Annotated in this window: 22 protein-coding genes; 10 read left to right on the top strand and 12 right to left on the bottom strand. The window is 70.8% G+C overall.

What is annotated here, in order from left to right; translation table 11 throughout:
• Nucleotides 1-220: 220 nt before the first annotated feature.
• A complete protein-coding gene (locus ABGA98_RS39200; RefSeq protein WP_347623528.1) occupies nt 221-490 on the top strand; it encodes a hypothetical protein in 270 nt (89 codons plus the stop codon).
• Nucleotides 491-664: 174 nt separating this feature from the next.
• Nucleotides 665-1321 (top strand): DUF2071 domain-containing protein, encoded by a 657-nt coding sequence (locus ABGA98_RS39195; RefSeq protein ID WP_347623527.1) that lies wholly within the window; start codon nt 665-667, stop codon nt 1319-1321.
• Here the strand turns inward: ABGA98_RS39195 and ABGA98_RS39190 are convergent.
• Nucleotides 1296-2279 carry a helix-turn-helix domain-containing protein gene (locus ABGA98_RS39190; RefSeq protein ID WP_347623526.1) on the bottom strand — a complete coding sequence of 328 codons (984 nt, stop codon included), beginning with the start codon at nt 2277-2279 and terminating at the stop codon, nt 1296-1298. The two genes, ABGA98_RS39195 and ABGA98_RS39190, sit on opposite strands and share 26 nt — an antisense overlap.
• A gap of 101 nt (nt 2280-2380) precedes the next feature.
• Here ABGA98_RS39190 and ABGA98_RS39185 point away from each other — a divergent pair, with 101 nt between their 5' ends.
• Nucleotides 2381-3415, top strand: coding sequence for a saccharopine dehydrogenase NADP-binding domain-containing protein (locus ABGA98_RS39185; protein ID WP_347623525.1), 1035 nt, complete (start codon nt 2381-2383; stop codon nt 3413-3415).
• Nucleotides 3416-3547: 132 nt separating this feature from the next.
• Entirely contained in the window at nt 3548-3973 is a 426-nt protein-coding gene (locus ABGA98_RS39180) for a hypothetical protein (RefSeq protein WP_347623524.1), read from the top strand.
• 51 nt (nt 3974-4024) lie between these two features.
• On the opposite strand, the gene ABGA98_RS39175 is transcribed toward ABGA98_RS39180, so the two are convergent.
• The 3 genes from ABGA98_RS39175 to ABGA98_RS39165 form a co-directional block, all read right to left on the bottom strand.
• Nucleotides 4025-4645 carry a hypothetical protein gene (locus tag ABGA98_RS39175; RefSeq protein ID WP_347623523.1) on the bottom strand — a complete coding sequence of 207 codons (621 nt, stop codon included), beginning with the start codon at nt 4643-4645 and terminating at the stop codon, nt 4025-4027.
• 61 nt (nt 4646-4706) lie between these two features.
• A complete protein-coding gene (locus tag ABGA98_RS39170; RefSeq protein ID WP_347623522.1) occupies nt 4707-5549 on the bottom strand; it encodes an NAD(P)H-binding protein in 843 nt (280 codons plus the stop codon).
• A 72-nt stretch (nt 5550-5621) separates the two neighbouring features.
• On the bottom strand, nt 5622-6089 hold the full coding sequence (locus tag ABGA98_RS39165) for a TIGR03618 family F420-dependent PPOX class oxidoreductase (protein ID WP_347623521.1): 468 nt from the start codon (nt 6087-6089) through the stop codon (nt 5622-5624).
• 17 nt (nt 6090-6106) lie between these two features.
• Here ABGA98_RS39165 and ABGA98_RS39160 point away from each other — a divergent pair, with 17 nt between their 5' ends.
• Entirely contained in the window at nt 6107-6463 is a 357-nt protein-coding gene (locus tag ABGA98_RS39160; RefSeq protein WP_347623520.1) for a helix-turn-helix domain-containing protein, read from the top strand.
• 12 nt (nt 6464-6475) lie between these two features.
• On the opposite strand, the gene ABGA98_RS39155 is transcribed toward ABGA98_RS39160, so the two are convergent.
• A complete protein-coding gene (locus ABGA98_RS39155) occupies nt 6476-6931 on the bottom strand; it encodes a MarR family transcriptional regulator (protein WP_347623519.1) in 456 nt (151 codons plus the stop codon).
• Nucleotides 6918-7670 carry an alpha/beta hydrolase gene (locus tag ABGA98_RS39150; protein ID WP_347623518.1) on the bottom strand — a complete coding sequence of 251 codons (753 nt, stop codon included), beginning with the start codon at nt 7668-7670 and terminating at the stop codon, nt 6918-6920. The genes ABGA98_RS39155 and ABGA98_RS39150 overlap by 14 nt, the downstream gene beginning before the upstream one ends.
• Nucleotides 7671-7697: 27 nt before the next feature.
• Between ABGA98_RS39150 and ABGA98_RS39145 the strand changes: the two genes are divergently transcribed.
• Together ABGA98_RS39145 and ABGA98_RS39140 are read left to right on the top strand one after the other, a co-directional pair.
• Nucleotides 7698-7880 (top strand): hypothetical protein, encoded by a 183-nt coding sequence (locus ABGA98_RS39145; protein WP_347623517.1) that lies wholly within the window; start codon nt 7698-7700, stop codon nt 7878-7880.
• A 31-nt stretch (nt 7881-7911) separates the two neighbouring features.
• The gene (locus tag ABGA98_RS39140) at nt 7912-8352 is read left to right on the top strand and encodes a hypothetical protein (protein WP_347623516.1); all 441 of its coding nucleotides are present in this window, start codon (nt 7912-7914) and stop codon (nt 8350-8352) included.
• Nucleotides 8353-8394: 42 nt separating this feature from the next.
• Here the strand turns inward: ABGA98_RS39140 and ABGA98_RS39135 are convergent, their stop codons facing one another.
• A complete protein-coding gene (locus tag ABGA98_RS39135; RefSeq protein ID WP_347623515.1) occupies nt 8395-9456 on the bottom strand; it encodes a Glu/Leu/Phe/Val dehydrogenase dimerization domain-containing protein in 1062 nt (353 codons plus the stop codon).
• Between the two features lie 103 nt (nt 9457-9559).
• Nucleotides 9560-10993: a protein kinase gene (locus ABGA98_RS39130; protein WP_347623514.1), complete on the bottom strand. Its 1434-nt coding sequence runs from the start codon at nt 10991-10993 to the stop codon at nt 9560-9562.
• A gap of 162 nt (nt 10994-11155) precedes the next feature.
• Between ABGA98_RS39130 and ABGA98_RS39125 the strand changes: the two genes are divergently transcribed.
• From ABGA98_RS39125 to ABGA98_RS39115, 3 genes are all read left to right on the top strand, one after another.
• Complete coding sequence (locus tag ABGA98_RS39125) at nt 11156-11545, top strand: hypothetical protein (protein ID WP_347623513.1); 390 nt, start codon at nt 11156-11158, stop codon at nt 11543-11545.
• Between the two features lie 207 nt (nt 11546-11752).
• A complete protein-coding gene (locus ABGA98_RS39120) occupies nt 11753-12547 on the top strand; it encodes an SDR family oxidoreductase (RefSeq protein WP_347623512.1) in 795 nt (264 codons plus the stop codon).
• Nucleotides 12548-12602: 55 nt separating this feature from the next.
• The gene (locus tag ABGA98_RS39115; RefSeq protein ID WP_347623511.1) at nt 12603-13331 is read left to right on the top strand and encodes an SDR family oxidoreductase; all 729 of its coding nucleotides are present in this window, start codon (nt 12603-12605) and stop codon (nt 13329-13331) included.
• 14 nt (nt 13332-13345) lie between these two features.
• Here ABGA98_RS39115 and ABGA98_RS39110 read toward each other — a convergent pair whose 3' ends face one another.
• The 4 genes from ABGA98_RS39110 to ABGA98_RS39095 form a co-directional block, all read right to left on the bottom strand.
• The gene (locus ABGA98_RS39110; protein ID WP_347623510.1) at nt 13346-14245 is read right to left on the bottom strand and encodes a LysR family transcriptional regulator; all 900 of its coding nucleotides are present in this window, start codon (nt 14243-14245) and stop codon (nt 13346-13348) included.
• A gap of 104 nt (nt 14246-14349) precedes the next feature.
• On the bottom strand, nt 14350-14676 hold the full coding sequence (locus ABGA98_RS39105) for a DUF1048 domain-containing protein (RefSeq protein ID WP_347623509.1): 327 nt from the start codon (nt 14674-14676) through the stop codon (nt 14350-14352).
• A gap of 1 nt (nt 14677) precedes the next feature.
• Nucleotides 14678-15034 carry a DUF1048 domain-containing protein gene (locus ABGA98_RS39100; protein WP_347623508.1) on the bottom strand — a complete coding sequence of 119 codons (357 nt, stop codon included), beginning with the start codon at nt 15032-15034 and terminating at the stop codon, nt 14678-14680.
• On the bottom strand, nt 15031-15357 hold the full coding sequence (locus ABGA98_RS39095; protein ID WP_347623507.1) for a PadR family transcriptional regulator: 327 nt from the start codon (nt 15355-15357) through the stop codon (nt 15031-15033). The genes ABGA98_RS39100 and ABGA98_RS39095 overlap by 4 nt, the downstream gene beginning before the upstream one ends.
• Nucleotides 15358-15489: the final 132 nt, after the last annotated feature.

Here is a 15489-nt window from a genome sequence, read left to right as displayed (position 1 = left end):
TTGGTTCCGGATGACGTGCATCCACCAGCGCTACCGGCCGGAGCAGGTGCAGGCCGGTGGCGGCGTGTTGAAGCGTAAGTAAGGCAGGCTTTCTCCTTCCATGGTGACTCCTCGACCCCTGATGCTCGCGCTCGCGTGCACAACTCTGATCGCAACAGGATGTGCCGCGTCCACGTGGCGGGACGTACGCGTCGCGACCCTGTCGCCGGACGGTAGAACGTTGACCGTCGAGCTGATCTTCGGTGCGCCCGACGAGACGGGCCGGCCGTGCGAGCGGGTGACGGACACTGAGGTGGCTGAATCGCCTTCTCGTGTGGTCGTCGGGGTTGAAGTGGATGCTTCCTGCCGCCGTAGCTGGCCCTGGGAGCAGGGGTTGACCAATATGGTTGGACGGGCTCATTTCGTGCAGCTCCAGCTGGCGGAGCCGCTGGGCGAACGGACCGTCGTCAACACGAGCAATGAGCCCGTCATGGTCAGCCAGGAGCGGTGAGACGGGTCACCCCGGTCTCGGTGCTGGAGATCAACACCTGACCGCGGGCAGCGGGAACGCCCTGCGGGGCGTGCGAGGCGGATTGCCGGTACGGGCGGAGGGCAGGGGTGCGGGATGCGTGCTCCGTCCTCGCCCCACGTCAGCCGGCCCGTGATGTACCACCGTTGGTCCCGGATGACGTTCATCCACTGGCGCTACCGGCCGGAGCAGGTGCAGGCTCTCCTGCCGGCGCAGCTCGCGGTCGAGACGTTCGACGGGGCGGCCTGGGTGGGGCTCACGCCGTTCCTCATGCGCGACGTCCGGGTGCCGGGTATGCCTGCGCTGCCGTGGTTGTCCACGTTCCCGGAGACGAACGTACGGACGTATGCGCGCGACGCTCGGGGACGTACGGGCGTCTGGTTCTTCTCGCTGGACGCCGGGCGGCTGCCGGCCGCGCTCGGCGGGCGGGTCGGCTACTGGCTGCCCTACTGCTGGTCTGACATGTCCGTGGACGCGAAGAACGGGCACACGCGCTACCGGTGCCGCCGGCGCTGGCCCGGGCCGGGTGGCGCGCGGTGTGACGTGGAGGTGGAAATCGGTCTGCCGCTGGCGGAGCGCGAGCGTGACGAGCTCGCGTACTTCCTGACCGCCCGCTTCCGGCTGTTCAGCCTCGTGGGCGGACGGCTGGCGGCGGCGCCGGTGGAGCACCCGCCGTGGCCGCTGCACCACGCCTCCCTGCACGGCCTGGACCAGGACCTGGTGCGGGCCGGCGGGCTGCCCGCCCCCGAGGGACGGCCCGTTCTCCTCGCCTCCCCGGGGGTGCCGGTCAGGGTGGGGATGTGGAGCTGGTGACCGTGCGGGCCGGCGCGCGGAACGTGCGGCGGTAGGCGTCGGGCGGCACGCCGAGCGTGCGCTGGAAGTGGCGGCGCAGGGTCGTCGCCGTGCCCATGCCCGCGGCCGAGGCGATGGTTTCGACGCTGTCGTCCGTGGTCTCCAGCAGTTCCTGCGCGCGGCGGATGCGCTGCATCAGCAGCCACTGCAGCGGGGTGGTGCCGACCGTCGAGCGGAAGTGGCGGGTCAGGTGGCGTGCGCTCATGTTCGCCTGGCGGGCCAGGTCCTCCACGGTGAGGGGCTGGTCCAGCCGACGCATCACCCAGGGGAACAGCTCGGCCAGGGGATGGCCGTCCTGGTCGGGCACCGGCGTGGTGACGAACTGGGCCTGCCCGCCGGCCCGGTGGGGCGGCACGACGAGGCGGCGGGCGACCACGTTGGCGACCGCCGACCCGTGGTCACGGCGTACCAGGTGCAGGCACAGGTCCATCGCGGCGGCCTTGCCCGCGGAGGTCAGCACGTTGCCGTTGTCGACGTAGAGCACGTCCGGGTCGACCTCCACCAGAGGATGGCGCGCGGCCAGCTGCTCGGTGTGGGCCCAGTGCGTGGTCGCGCGCAGCCCGTCCAGCAGGCCGGCGGCGGCGAGCACGAACGCCCCCGTGCACAGGGAGACCACCCGCGCGCCCGCCTCGTGGGCCGCGCGCACCGCCCCGACCAGGTCGGCCGGCGGGTCCTCGCCGGCGTCCGCCAGGGCGGGAACGATCACGGTGGCGGAGCGGGCCAGCTCGTCGAGCCCGTGGTCCGGCTCCACCAGGAACCGGCCGGCCCGTACGGCGTGCGTGCCGCACACCCTGAGGTCGTACCAGGGGGGCGGCAGGGCGTCCGGGGCGGAGCCGAACACCTCGCAGGCCAGGGCCAGCTCGAAGTGGAGCATCCCGTCGGTGGCGGCGACCGCGACGGAGCGCGGGTCTGGACTCATGTCGGGAATTGTACGGGTCATGTCGTTCCGGACACTGGTCCCGATGGGCCGGTGAGGCGAGGATTCCGGAGGCGGATCACTTCGAGCACGTGGGAGCAGGCATGGGATCGGGTCGGAACGTGGCGGTGTACGGCGCCTACGGGCACACCGGGCGGTTCGTCGTCGCGGAGTTGCGCGAGCGCGGGTACGTACCGCTGCTCCTCGGCCGCGACCGGGACAAGCTGCTGGCGATGGGGCAGCCGTCCCTGACGCGGCAGGCGACGGTCGGCGACCCGGGCTCGCTCGACCGTGCGCTGGACGGCGCGGCCATCGTGATCAACTGCGCCGGGCCCTTCGCCTCGACCGCCGCCCCGCTGGTCGAGGCGGCGTTGCGGGCCGGCATCCCGTACGTCGACGTGGCGGCCGAGATCGAGGCGAACGCCGACACGTTCGCACATTTCGCGCAGCCCGCCCGGGACGCGGGCATCGTGGTGGTCCCGGCGATGGCCTTCTACGGCGGTCTCGGCGACCTGCTGGTCACCACCGCGATGGGCGACTGGACGGCGGCGGACGAGGTGCACGTCGCCTACGGCCTGAGCAGCTGGCACCCCACCGCGGGAACGCTCGCCGCCGGCGTGGTCTCGGGGGAAAGGCGGGGCGGCCGCCGGGTCCGCTACACCGGCGGGCGGCTGGAGTACCACGACGACACGCTGCCGACCCTGGAGTGGCGGTTCCCGGCTCCGCTCGGTCCCCAGAGCGTCATCGGGGAGTTCACCATGGCCGACGTCGTCACCGTCCCCAGCCATCTGGCCGTCCCGGAGGTGCGTACGTACATGACCGCCAGGGCGGCCGCGGACCTGTCCGCTCCAGACGCCTCGCCACCGGCCGCCGTCGACGAGCGCGGCCGGTCCGCGCAGACCTTCCTCGTCGACGTCGCCGTCCGTTCCGGCGGCGCGGAACGCCGCATCTCCGCCGCCGGACAGGACATCTACGCCATTACCGCGCCGCTCGCGGTGGAGGCCGCCGACCGCATCCTCACCGGCCGGACCAGGACCACCGGCGTCGCCTCCGCGGGGGCGGCCTTCGACGCCCCCGGCTTCCTGAGCGCCCTGTCCCCGCACCTCTCGCTGCAGGTCCCGCTCGACTCACCCGCCTGACCGGGCGCCGCATGCCGGGATCCGGACGGTGCCCGGTGGCCGATCCCGCTCGTGACGTGGCCGCATCTGTGATGCGTGTCAGCGGCATTCGTGGTCTCATGTCGTGAACATTGATCGATTGAAGGGACTTTCGTGCGCACACGCAAGCTGGCAACCCTGCTGGCCGGCGCCACCATCGCGGCCTCCGCGACGATGGTGGCGGGCGCCGCCCCGGCAGGCGCGGCCGGACCCTGCGGTAGCAGCTACGCCCGGGTCGGCGTCTACGCCATTCACCACAAAGTAGACGGGAGCCGTACGGGCACGCTGGAGGTGTACTACAGCTCCAGCACCGGCAAGAACTGCGCCCTGACCTACGGCTACGGCAAGTACGCCAATACCAAGAGCTGGAAGGGCGTCATCATCTCGCGAGGCGACGGCAGCGGGGAAGACGCGGACGCCGGCGAGTTCACGTACTACGCCGGCCCGGTGTACGTCTCCGCGCCCAACCAGTGCATTGACGTCGAGGGGATCGTGCCGGCCTGGAATTCGCGCAAGCTCAACAACGTGCACTGCGGCTGAACCCATCGCGACGGACGTGTCGGCTGACCTGCCACCTTCGCACGTGGCAGGTCACCGGGGAGTGCCCGGGGCGAGCGAGCCGAGTTCGGCTGCTCGCCGCAGGTCCTTGGGGCGGCCGATGGCGCGGCGCATCCGGATCAGATCGTCCAGGGAGGCGTAGCGGACGACCAGGCCGTCCGGGCCGGTCGCGGTGATCGCGCGGTCGAGGACGTCCCGGACGCGGAGGCCGCCCCAGGGGAGCGCCGGGGTGCAGCAGTCGCCGCCGGCTGTAGGCGAGGTGAACTGCACCTTGGGGCGGAGGAAGGACTCCGGCCGCGTCGGTACGGGGCCGCCGGCTTCGTCGGAGAGCCGGGCCCCGACGGAGGCGAAGGCGGCAGCCAGGGCCGGGGCGTGAGCCGGGGCGCCGTCCCAGAGCAGGTCCAGATCGCCGGTCAGCTCGGTGGATCCGTGCATGATGCCGGCGACCTGCCCGATCACCACGATGTGGACGCCGTGGTGGTGGAGGGCTTCGAGCAGCGGAAAGGGGTCGAACCCGAGGGCGCCGTCCGTGCCGATCGTGCCGACGTCGTCGTCGGCGTCCTGGTGGCCGAGGCCGGTGCCCGCCCGGCCCAGGGCCAGCTCGCGGGTGCGGTGGGCGGCGGTGCGGAGTCGTTCGAGCGGTTCGTCGATCATCTGGTTCATGCAACACCCGGCCGCGCTCACGGCGCACGTGGATTTCCGCCGGGCCGCTCCCTCACGACCACACGCCGGTTCGCGCGGTGTCGCGCGCCCAGTCGGTGAAGTCGCGCGGTTCCCGGCCGAGCACCTCCCGCACGCCGTCGGAAAGGTATTCGGAGCGGTGGTTGCGGATCACCGCGAACAGGTCACGCAGGGCCTCGGCCTCGGCCCGGGACGCGCCGTACCCGATCAGCTCGGCGACGTGCTCCTCGGGTTCGAGGGCGACGTACCGGATCTGCCGGCCGGTCGCGGCGGAGAGCTCGGCCGCGACCTCGGCCAGGGTGAGGGTACGCGGGCCGGACAGCGAGTACGTCTTGCCCGCGTGCTTCTCGTCCAGCAGCGCGGTCACCATCACGTCGGCGATGTCCTCGGTGTCGATCCACGCCTCGGCGCCGTCGCCGGCCGGCAACCGGAGCTCGCCGGCCATCACCTGGCCGTGCATGAAGTCCTCGCTGAAGTTCTGCATGAACCAGGCGGGCCGGACGATGGTCCAGGCGGCGCCGCTGTCCTTGACGGCGTTCTCCAGGTCGAGCTGGGCGTCGTAGACGGCGAAGTCGCGGCCGGGGCCGCCGACGCCGCGGCCGGACAACAACACCACCCGGCGCAGGCCGTCCGCCGCCGCCTGCCGGACGAACCGTCCGGCCTGCGCGAGCCCCGGCGGATCGACCGGCGGGGCCAGGTAGGCCGTGTCGGTCCCGGCCGCCGCCGGGGTCCAGGTGCTTTCGTCGTACCAGTCGAACCGCTGCTCGCTCGATCGGGAGGCGAGCCGGATCGGGACGCCGCGCGCCCGCAGCCGCCCGGCGACGTGGCGGCCGGTCTTGCCCGTGCCGCCCAGGATGAGGATCGGTGTCGTTGTCATGATTCGAGTTCACCGCGAAAGGATGAGACGCACCATGGCTGGGAAGCGCATTTCCATGTTCGAGCGTCTCAGCTACGGTGACCAGGGGCCGACGCCGGACACGTGGTCCACCTGGATCCGGCCGATGAGCGCCGTCGTGGACTCGCGGTTCGCGAAGGGGTAGCGGGTGCCGAGGTAGCGCTGGGCCTGCCGGTCCATGAAGGTCGCGAACCGATCCGGGATGCCGGGGCCTTCGAAGGTCACGGTGCCACGGACGACCAGGTGCTGCCGCAGGCCGTGCTCCGTATCCCGGTCATCCTCGATCAGCACCGTGACGCGCGGGTCGCGCCGCAGGTTGCGGACCTTCACACGGTGTTGCTCGACGCCGAACGCCAGGTGATCGCCGTCCTTGGAGATCCACATGAGGCTGACCTGGGGCGATCCGTCGGCATTTATGGTGACAAATGTGGCACACCGATCGGCTTCGAGAAGTCGATCGGCGGCCGGCGAGAGCTTCTGCGTCGTCATGAAGCGCACGATAGCCAGCCCGATGGGAACCAATAAGTATCTTAGGAACCGTGGGTGACTTTGACGGGCCGGGGGATGTGTTCCTGGCCGACTGCCCGGCCCGCCTGGCGGTGGAGGTGATCGCCGACAAGTGGTCGGTCGTCGTGCTGTACGCGCTCAGCCGCGGGCCGCGCCGGCACGGTGAGCTGGTCGAGCTGATCGGCGGCATCTCGAAGAAGATGCTGACCCAGACCCTGCGGCGGCTGCAGAACTACGGGCTGGTCGGCCGGCGGGCCTACGCCGAGGTGCCGCCACGGGTCGAGTACGAGCTGACCGACCTCGGCGAGACGTTGATCGACCCGATAGCGATCCTGACCCGATGGGCCGAGCACCACGGCGACGCGATCCTGGCCGCGCAGCCCGAGTGACGATGACGCGGGTCAGCGGTGGGCGCGGCGGGCCAGGGCCTGGCCGGCGGGCAGGTCGGAGACGAACGCCCTGAGGAAGGCGAAGACCTGCCCGAGCTCGCGGCCTTCGGCTGCGGCGTCGATCGACTGGTAGAGCCGCTCCTCGATCTCCGCGATCTGCCGTACGAGCTCGCGTCCTTCTTCGGTGAGCGACAGGTCGATGTGGCGGCGGTCGTGGGCCGCCACGTCACGTCTGACCAGGCCGAGGGCGACCAGGCGATCGACGAGCCTGCTCGGGCTGTTGCCGCTCTCGCAGACCAGGAGCTCGCCGAGGCCGTTGAGCGAAAGCGGGCCGTGCTCCTGCAGGACGCGGATCACCTCGGCCTGGGAGGGGGTGATGCCGAGCGGCCGCAGGGCCTGGCCGAGCATCCGGTTGCCCTCGCGCTGCGCGGCCAGGATCAGGTAGCGGAGCTCCTCAGCGGGCCGCATGGGTCAGCTCGCTGCCGCGGGTCGTTTCGGTCAGGAACGTCTCGACGGCTCGCGCGTAGGTTTCGGGATGCGTGAAGCGGAACATGTGCCCGGTCCGGTCCAGCACGATCTCGCGGGATCCGGCGATCCCGGTGCGCAGGGTCCGCGCCGCCTGCTCGCCGATCAGCTTGTCGTGCGACGGCGTGATGATCAGGGTGGGGACGCGTACCCTGTCAAGACGGCCGGTGTAGTCGGCGGTGAGCGCCGCGCTGACGCGGGCGCCGAATGACGTGGCCGGGGTGTTGTCCAGGAACAACCGGCGGCTGTCGGCCTCGCTCCAGGGGATCTGGCCCGCACGGTCGTGGGGTGAGGCCAGCCGGTGGGCGTGCGCGCGCAGCGCCAGCTGCCGGTAGGGGACGCCGCGCAGCCTGCCCATGACCCGCATGGCGCTCTTCCAGATCGGGGAGGAGACGGGGTTGGCCGCGAAGCCGCCCGACATCACCAGGGCGCGCAGGCCGGCCGGCCTGCGGACGGCCAGCGCCAGCGCGATGTTGGCCCCGAAGGAGTCGCCGACCAGCACGTAGTCGTCCAGGTCCGCGACGTGGGCCGCGGCGGCGTCGGCGTAGGCCTCCATGTCGGCCACGCCTTCGGGGAGCCTGAAGGTGCGCCGCGGGCGATGGGCCAGTGGGGTGAGCTGCGCCAGATCCCACGGGGCGCCGGAGAAGCAGGGGATGAAGACCAGGGTCGGTTCGTTTGCCATGCCGATAGATTACACGACATATATGTCGTGTCAACTAATGCGAACCGGAGCAGCGCCCCGCCCCCTCCCGGCACGGTGGTCACCGTCGAACAGCCGATCACGCTGGGCGAACGGCCCGCGGAGACGGTCGCGTTCATCGCCTCGCTGCGCGACCACCCGGATGATCGGCGACGGCGGGGCGCTGAGCTCGGCAGCCGGAAACCAGATTGATCGCATCCCCCGGCGATGCCACCATCCTCGGATGGAGGAAGACGAGCTGCAGTGGATCCACGAGAACGTCAGCCTGGCCATCGACCAGCTGGGGCCGCTGAGCGACGTGGACTTCGGCCTCAACCAGGAGTCGGTCGAGTGGGTCGAAGGCTTCATCGAGCGCCAGCGTTCCCGGCCCGGCTTCGACCCGGAACAGATCGACGGGCTGGTCGGCGTGCTCGGTTCGTTCCTCGGCGCCTGCGTCGCCGCCGCCACGGGCGGCCACTGGCGCAGGACGGACGATGACGCGTGGGGCGTGCTCCTTCCCGACGGCAGCACGGCCTTCCCCTTCACGAAGGTGCGTAAGCAGTTCCGTGACGGGGTGGAGGAAGGCGAATCGATCGCTGGCTTCTACCGGGTCGCGGTCGGCTTCGTCGCCACGGGAAAGTTGCGGGAGGCACGCGAGCGAAGGGCTGGCCCGGACGCGACGTGACCGCTCGGACCGGGCATCCCCCGCACAAAAGGGTACGAGTGGTCACCGGCCCGGTTCGGGGGCGAGGGGAGGGCCGGCGGCGAGGTCGGGTGTGTCGCGCCAGGTGGCGAGGAATTCCTCCGCCACGGCGCACGACCCCGCGTACGGGCCGCCGGGATGTTCCAGCGCTCTGCCGGTGAGCCGGCCGACCCGCTCTTCCACCAGGTCCCGCGCCGAGGCGGCGCCGGAAACCGAGCCGGCGCGTTCGGCGAGGTAGCCGATCGTAGCGCCGGCCCCGCAGACGAAGTCCGCCAGCGGCACCACGTCCCGCTCCGCAAGGGTGCGCAGCCCGGCCTCGGTGTAGGGCACATTCGCCGCCGGAGCGACCAGGCGGGCGCGTACCCCGGCCGCGCGTTCGGCCGTCAGGGTGCCGGTCCGCGCGCCGGGCACCAGCACGTCCGCGGCCACCTCGTACAGGGCCTCGGCGGGCCGCACCGGCAGGCCGAGCAGACGCACACAGGCGTCGCCGTGCTCGGCGCGCAGCTCTTCGAGGGCGGCCACGTCCAGCCCGGCGGGGTCGGTGACGCACCCGTGCAAAGTCGAGAGGGCGACGAGGCGCGCGCCCCGCCGCGCGGCCTCCCGTACGACGGCGCCACCCACCTTGCCGAACCCCTCCACCGCGAGCGTGCGCCCGGCCAGCCCGCCGAGCGCCGTCTCCGCGGCGACGACCACGCCCAAGCCCGTCACCATGGTGTCCACCAGCTCGCCGCCGACCTCCTGGTGCATCACCGAGCCGGTACGGTAACCGGGCAACGAGGCGAAGTCCTCCGTGCGCGTCCCCAGATCCGAGGCCGTGAGGAAGGCGCCCTTCTCGACCAGCGGGGTGATCTCCTGGCAGTAACGGGCCAGGGCGGCCGTCCGGTGCTGGGGCTCGGCCCGCAGCACCGCCTTGGCGCCGCCGATCCGCTCGCCGAGCACGGCCAGCTTGTACGTCATCGCCCGCGCCAGCAGCCCGGCCTCGCCCCGGGTGACGTCAGGGGCGAGCCGGGTGCCGCCCGCGGACGTCGGGCAGTCCAGGTCGAAGGCGATGCATCCGTCCACCGAGGCCAGTTCCACGATCCTCATGCGCACTCCTCACGTCGTCCGACCGGCGCCCGGGCAGGCGATGGCCGCGCCTGACGACCAATCTCGACGCGAATCGCATCCATGTCCACCGGGGCTCACTTCGTCACCGGAAGCCGTCAGGGCAGAGGAAAGTCCGGATTCTTGCGGGCGCGTTCGCGAGGAGCGCCGGCTGGTCCTCCCGCGAGCAGAAGTTGCTGCCGATCTGCCCGTCGAGGAACCGGGTGGCGTTCCGCTTGGCGATGAGGTCGATGCCGCCGACTGAGGGGGAGTCGAGTTCGGCCGCGACCCAGGGACCCGAGCACTGCTTGCGCGCGACCACGGCATCCCCGGGCAGGCTGCCGCCGTTGAGCGCGGCGACCTGCCGGAGGATCGAGGCGTCGGACGCGCAGGGAACGGCGGCGTCAGTGCGGCGCGTGCTCGCTCTCTTCGTCGGGGTGGAGGTCTTCCTCTTGGGCGGTTCGGTCGTGCTGGGGGCATCCTCGGGCGACTCGCTCGCCGTCGACGTCTCGGCTGAGGGTTCCGGCTCCGGGCTTTCCTCGTACGTGGACGCGGGGGAGTCGCTCGGGCTCCGCAGCGCCTCGGGCGTTCCCCGCTGGCTCGTCGCGAACACCGTTCCCGCGGCCGCGACCGCCGCGACGGCGACGGCGGCCGACCACAGGGGCACTATGAGGCGCCTTCCACGCGGGTGCGGTGGCGGCGGCAGGGGCTTGGTGCCCGACGTGAGCGCGGTGAGCTGGTCGAGCAGTTCGTACGCGGTGGGCCGGGCGGCACGATCCTTGGCGAGCGCGCCGCGTACGAGGTCACGGAGCGGCGCGGGCACCTCGGACAGATCCGGTTCGACGCTCATGACCCGGTAGGCGAGCACGTCGGGAGCTCCGGTGCCGAACGGCGGGCGGCCGGTCGCGGCGTAGACCATCAGCGCGCCCCAGGCGAAGACGTCGGCGGCGGTGTCCGCCTCGTCGCCCCGGTACTGCTCGGGGCTGATCCAGCCGGGCGTCCCGATCAGCGCGCCGGTGCCCGTGAGCCCGCTCTCGTCGAGGGCCCGGGCGATGCCGAAGTCCAGGACCTTCGCGCCGGAGGCGGAGAGGATGACGTTGCCGGGCTTGAGGTCGCGGTGCACGATGCCGGCCCGGTGGATGTCGGTGAGCGCCTCGGCGATGTCCAGGCCGAACGGGAGGAGTTCGTCCGGGCGCAGCCGGGCGTGCTCCTGGACGTAGGTGCTGAGCGTCGGGCCGGGGACGAACTCGGTGGCCAGCCAGGGAGGCATCGCCGCGGTGTCGGCGGCCAGCACGGAGACCGTGCAACGCCCGCGTACCCGGGACAGCAGGTCGACCTCGCGGACGAAACGCGCCAGGAACTGCGGATCGGCGGCTAATCCCGGATGGATGACCTTGACCGCGGCCCGGGCGCCGTCGGCCGCGATCCCGGCGTAGACGACCCCCATGCCACCGGCGCCCATCCGGCCCGCGATCCGGTAGGGGCCGATCGGCTCGTGATCGTCCATCGCCAGAGGGCCGAAGCCGCCGGGGTCGCTCATCGTGCTCCGCTCGCCGGACCAACGCAACAGCAGCGATCTTATTAAGCCCGGCCTCCTGTGGCGCTGATCACACCCGGTGTGTGGATTCGTCCACAGTTGATCGCCGCGGGTCTCCGTAATGTCCCTGTCACCGGATCACACCGACACGGGGAGGAACCCGAAATGCGTAAGACCTTTGCGATCGCCGCTCTGGCCGGTTCGATGGCCGTCACCGGCCTGGCCCTGACCCCGGCCGCCGCCCAGGCGACCACGCACACCGCGACGAACTGGGGGAAGGTCTTCTCCAGCGACGGCAAGGCGTACACGTTCGGCAAGACGTGGAAGTCCGGCGGCAAGGTGTTCACGAAGTGGTACGGCGTGGACAAGGCCGGCGGCAAGAAGGGCTGGGTCTGGTTCGAGGTCTACCAGGGCGGCCACTGGAAGAGGTTCACCAAGGCGTGGGACGGCAAGGTCGCCGGCGCCTGGCAGGGTCACGGGATCACGAAGGCCTACACGTTCACCTGCTGGGCCGGCAAGTTCGACAACTGCGGCAAGAAGTACCGCATCTACTGAGCACTCGCGTGGATCTGTGCGCCGCGCTCCCGGCAGGCGGCGCCATAGGAATCGCCTATGGCGCCTGCTGACATTTCGTCTTTGCCTCTCGTTCTTTTCCGGACGTAGCGTGAAACAGCTCGACGACGGGCTCACCGCGATTACTCCCGATAAACGCGATTTTCTTTCCGTCGAGCGGACTGACACGTGAACGAGAGGACCGTTGACATGACCGTGGTGGAGAACGGCTCGGATACGCGAGAACTCGCGGGAAAACGAGCCCTGGTCACGGGTGGCACTCGCGGGATCGGCGCGGCCGTCGTACGCCATCTCCTTGACGCGGGCGCCGAGGTGCTCACGACCGCCAGGTCGGCGACGGGCACCGTGCCGGAGGGCGCCGCCTTCGTGGCGGCCGACGTGCGGACCCGCGCCGGAGCGCAGGCGCTCGCCGAGGCCGCGCAGGAGGTGCTCGGCGGGGTGGACGTCGTGGTGCACAACGCGGGCGGGGCGCAGCCGTACGAGGGCAGCTCGGCCATCCCCGACGAGGAGTGGCAGGACGCGCTGGACCTGAACTACCTGGCGTCGGTACGGCTGGACGCGCTGCTGGTCCCGGGGATGCGGGAACGGCGTTTCGGCCGGATCGTGCACATCTCCTCGGCCGCGTTCCTCTCGCCGGAGGTGACACTGTTCCTGCACTACGCGGCGGCGAAGGCGGCGCTGGTGACCTACAGCCGGGGGCTGGCCCTGGAGCTGGCCCCGTCCGGGATCCGGGTCAACACCGTGTCTCCCGGCAGGGTCGCCACCCCCGGTGGCGAACAGACGCGGCAGCGGTGGGCGGAGGTGGCCGCGCGCATGGGCGCGGCGCCGGACCAGAACGACACTGACGGCCCCACCGTGCCGCTGGGGCGCGATGGCCGGCCCGACGACATCGCCCACGCGGTGCTGTTTCTCGTTTCCGACCGGGCGAGCTGGCTGACCGGGAGGAATCTCATCGTGGACGGCGGGGAATTCCCCATGGGTTGACGTCCATCGCATTTCTGGACGCCATTCAACAAAGCTTCATGAAAGGCCTTGGGGCATGGAATTGCAGGGTAAGAGCGCACTGGTCACGGGCGGCACTTCTGGCATCGGCCTGGCAACCGCTCGCTTGCTGGCCCGCGCGGGCGCCGACGTCGTCATCACCGGCCGCGATGTCCAGCGCGGAGAGAACGCCGAGCACGCCGCGCGGGAGGACGGCGCCGTCCGGTTCGTCCCGGCGGACATGGCCGACCTGGACGCGGTCGCCGCACTCGGCCGCCAGAACGGTCCGGTCGACATCCTCGTCAACAACGCCGCCGCCTTCCCTCCCTCGCTCACCGTCGAACAGAGCGTGGCGGAGTACGAGCGCATCTTCGACACCAACGTGCGCGGTGCCTACTTCCTGGTCGCCGCGCTCGTGCCGGCCATGCTGGAGAAGGGGGAGGGCAGCATCGTCAACGTCACCTCACTCGCGGCGACCAGGGCCTTCGTCGGCGCCTCGGTCTACAGCGCGTCCAAAGCCGCGCTGGCCGCGCTGACCCGTACGTGGGCGTTGGAGTTCGCCGGCGGCGGCGTACGCGTCAACAGCGTCTCTCCCGGCCCGACCCGTACCGAAGGGGTGCTGGCCGAATACGGCCCGGAGGGCAACGAGGGCCTGGCCAAGAGCATGGGGATCAGGACGGCCGGCCCACAGGAGATCGCCGAGGCGATCTACTTCCTGGCCTCTCCTCGCGCCGGCTACATCACCGGCACCACGCTCCACGTCGACGCCGGCGGAGCCGTCATCTAGCGGGCGCCGGCCCGTCAGGGCACCGGTGAGACGGAAGCGGACCTGTGCCAGGTCTCCTGCCGCAGCAGGTCGAGCAGAGCGAGCTCCGCGGGGCCCGCGCCGTGCCGGAGCCCGGCGATGACGGGTTGCGACACGACCGGGGACACCGGGCGCGTGAGGTGCTCGTAGTCGTGCGGCACCGCGGAGGCCGGGACGAGCGTCACCCCCAGCCCGTGGGCGGCCCAGCGCACGGCCGTGCCCGTCTGGGACACGCGGGCGACCGTGGCCGGGGTCAGCTCGTTGTCGCGCAGCACGTCCTGCGTCACGCAGTCGAGCGTGCTCTCGCGGTCGAACCGCACCCACGGCTCCCCTCCCAGCTCGCGCAGCTCGACCCGGTCGTCGGCGAGCAGCCGGTGCCCGGCTCCCAGCACCACGACGAACTCCTCGTCGCCGAGGTGGTGGGCGACGGCGTTGCCCTCGTCGCACGTGGCGGCCACCAGGACGAGGTCCAGCACGCCCCGGCGCCCCAGCCGCTCCATCTCGGCGGGGTTGGGCTCCTCGAAGACGGTGACCTCCAGCCGCGGGAAGCGGCGGCGCAACTCGCTCAACGCGCTCGGCAGCTGCCGCGTGCCCAGGCCCATCTGCGCGGCGACCAGCAGCTCGCCCACCAGCTCGTCGGCACCGGCCCGCGCCGTCGCCCGCGCCCGCCGCGACGCGTTCACCGCGACCTCCGCCTCCCGCAGGAAGGCGCGGCCGACCACGGTGGGCACCAGCCCGGTCGGCGTGCGGGTGAACAACTGCACGCCGAGCTCCCGCTCAAGGCCGCGGATCTGCTGGGACACCGACGGCTGGGCGACGCGCAGCAGCTCCGCCGCCGCCGTCACCGAGCCCTCCTCGGCGACGGCCAGGGCGTACTCGTACTGGCGAAGGCTCATCGGCTACCGTCCTCGGCCCACTCGTTGTAATCAAGTAATCGTCAGAGTGCAACAGGGGCGCGGCGAACTCGACTGATCGCTCCGCTGGCCGGCGCGAAGGGGTGTCACTTCTCGACCGTGCCGGTTTTCCCGGTGATGGACTCCTGATACATGTCCGCGTAGGTGCGCGAGTCCTTGATCAGATCGTCGCAGAAGGCGGCGATGTCGTTGCCGATGAGTTCCAGGACTCCCTTGCCGGACGCGACGCCCTCCTCAAAGAAGTCGACGATCCCCGGGAGCAGGGACCCGTCGGTCAGGCCAACTGGTCCGACCTTGAAGTAGTACCTCTGCATCTCCTTGTAGACGATCTGGTAGTCCGGTGGGAGCGCCTTGACCCGCGCCATGTGCGCCCGCCACTGCTTCTTGCCCTCGATGATGTCCTGGATGCCCACGTCAGCCTCCTAGCCGACCCAATTTCTTCGCGACGTTCCTGTTCAACTGCTCGCGCCAACGGTCGCGATAGCTCCGGCCCCCTGCTCCGCCGGCCAGCGCCGCGCAGAAGCCCTCGATGTCGTCACCCAGCACCTCGTGGATGCTCTGCCCCTCGGACGCCGTCTCTTCGAGCAACCCCAGGGCACCGTCGAGAATCGGCGTGAGGTTTCGACCTGTGAAGTCCGAGTAGAGGTAAAGATGGCCCTTGATCTTTTCCCACGCCGTCCGGTAGTCGGCCGGCAATTTGTCGGCCCGGACGTCGAACGCCTTCCATTCCCTGGTGAGATCGCTGCCTGTCATGGTCTCCCAGAAATTCATCTCCCGCCCTTCCTGAGCTTGTCGATCCGTGATGTGATGTACTCCCATTTCGCCCAGAACGTTGCGAGTTCTTCGCGCCCCGCGTCGTTGAGTGCATAGAACTTGCGCGGCGGGCCAAGCCCGGACGGTCGTTTCGTCACCTGGACGAGCCCGTTCTTCTCCAGTCGCAGCAGGATGGTGTAGACCGTCCCCTCGACGACGTCGGCGAAGCCGAGTTCGTTCAGCCGGCGCGTGATGGCGTATCCGTAGGTCTCCTCGCTGCCGATGATTTCGAGCACGCAGCCCTCGAGCGTGCCCTTCAGCATCTCCGTCAGATTGTCCATCGCGGGTCCTCTTCCGCACCCCTGGTACTAAGTGTTACAAAGTAGTGCTTCAACGGTAGCACAAGGGAGTCGCCGCAGTTCGAGCCGGTGCTTCGCCGACCACCGTGCCCGGTTCCGACCCGTTGTCGCGGC

The sequence above is a fragment of the Nonomuraea sp. B1E8 genome (genome assembly GCF_039871515.1).
Taxonomy (GTDB): Bacteria; Actinomycetota; Actinomycetes; order Streptosporangiales; family Streptosporangiaceae; genus Nonomuraea.
The sequence above is the reverse complement of the archived record's forward strand: the minus strand, read 5'-3'. Positions and strand labels throughout refer to the sequence as shown.

Excerpts from the sequence above, each read along its gene's own strand:
- ABGA98_RS39100 (WP_347623508.1), bottom strand. The coding sequence starts at position 15,034 with ATGAATTTCTGGGAGACCATGACAGGCAGCGATCTCACCAGGGAATGG.
- ABGA98_RS39155 (WP_347623519.1), bottom strand. The coding sequence starts at position 6,931 with ATGCGGCCCGCTGAGGAGCTCCGCTACCTGATCCTGGCCGCGCAGCGC.
- ABGA98_RS39115 (WP_347623511.1), top strand. The coding sequence starts at position 12,603 with ATGGAATTGCAGGGTAAGAGCGCACTGGTCACGGGCGGCACTTCTGGC.
- ABGA98_RS39135 (WP_347623515.1), bottom strand. The coding sequence starts at position 9,456 with ATGAGGATCGTGGAACTGGCCTCGGTGGACGGATGCATCGCCTTCGAC.
- ABGA98_RS39140 (WP_347623516.1), top strand. The coding sequence starts at position 7,912 with ATGGAGGAAGACGAGCTGCAGTGGATCCACGAGAACGTCAGCCTGGCC.
- ABGA98_RS39120 (WP_347623512.1), top strand. The coding sequence starts at position 11,753 with ATGACCGTGGTGGAGAACGGCTCGGATACGCGAGAACTCGCGGGAAAA.
- ABGA98_RS39130 (WP_347623514.1), bottom strand. The coding sequence starts at position 10,993 with ATGAGCGACCCCGGCGGCTTCGGCCCTCTGGCGATGGACGATCACGAG.
- ABGA98_RS39150 (WP_347623518.1), bottom strand. The coding sequence starts at position 7,670 with ATGGCAAACGAACCGACCCTGGTCTTCATCCCCTGCTTCTCCGGCGCC.
- ABGA98_RS39095 (WP_347623507.1), bottom strand. The coding sequence starts at position 15,357 with ATGGACAATCTGACGGAGATGCTGAAGGGCACGCTCGAGGGCTGCGTG.
- ABGA98_RS39190 (WP_347623526.1), bottom strand. The coding sequence starts at position 2,279 with ATGAGTCCAGACCCGCGCTCCGTCGCGGTCGCCGCCACCGACGGGATG.
- ABGA98_RS39175 (WP_347623523.1), bottom strand. The coding sequence starts at position 4,645 with ATGATCGACGAACCGCTCGAACGACTCCGCACCGCCGCCCACCGCACC.
- ABGA98_RS39170 (WP_347623522.1), bottom strand. The coding sequence starts at position 5,549 with ATGACAACGACACCGATCCTCATCCTGGGCGGCACGGGCAAGACCGGC.
- ABGA98_RS39110 (WP_347623510.1), bottom strand. The coding sequence starts at position 14,245 with ATGAGCCTTCGCCAGTACGAGTACGCCCTGGCCGTCGCCGAGGAGGGC.
- ABGA98_RS39125 (WP_347623513.1), top strand. The coding sequence starts at position 11,156 with ATGCGTAAGACCTTTGCGATCGCCGCTCTGGCCGGTTCGATGGCCGTC.
- ABGA98_RS39195 (WP_347623527.1), top strand. The coding sequence starts at position 665 with ATGACGTTCATCCACTGGCGCTACCGGCCGGAGCAGGTGCAGGCTCTC.
- ABGA98_RS39185 (WP_347623525.1), top strand. The coding sequence starts at position 2,381 with ATGGGATCGGGTCGGAACGTGGCGGTGTACGGCGCCTACGGGCACACC.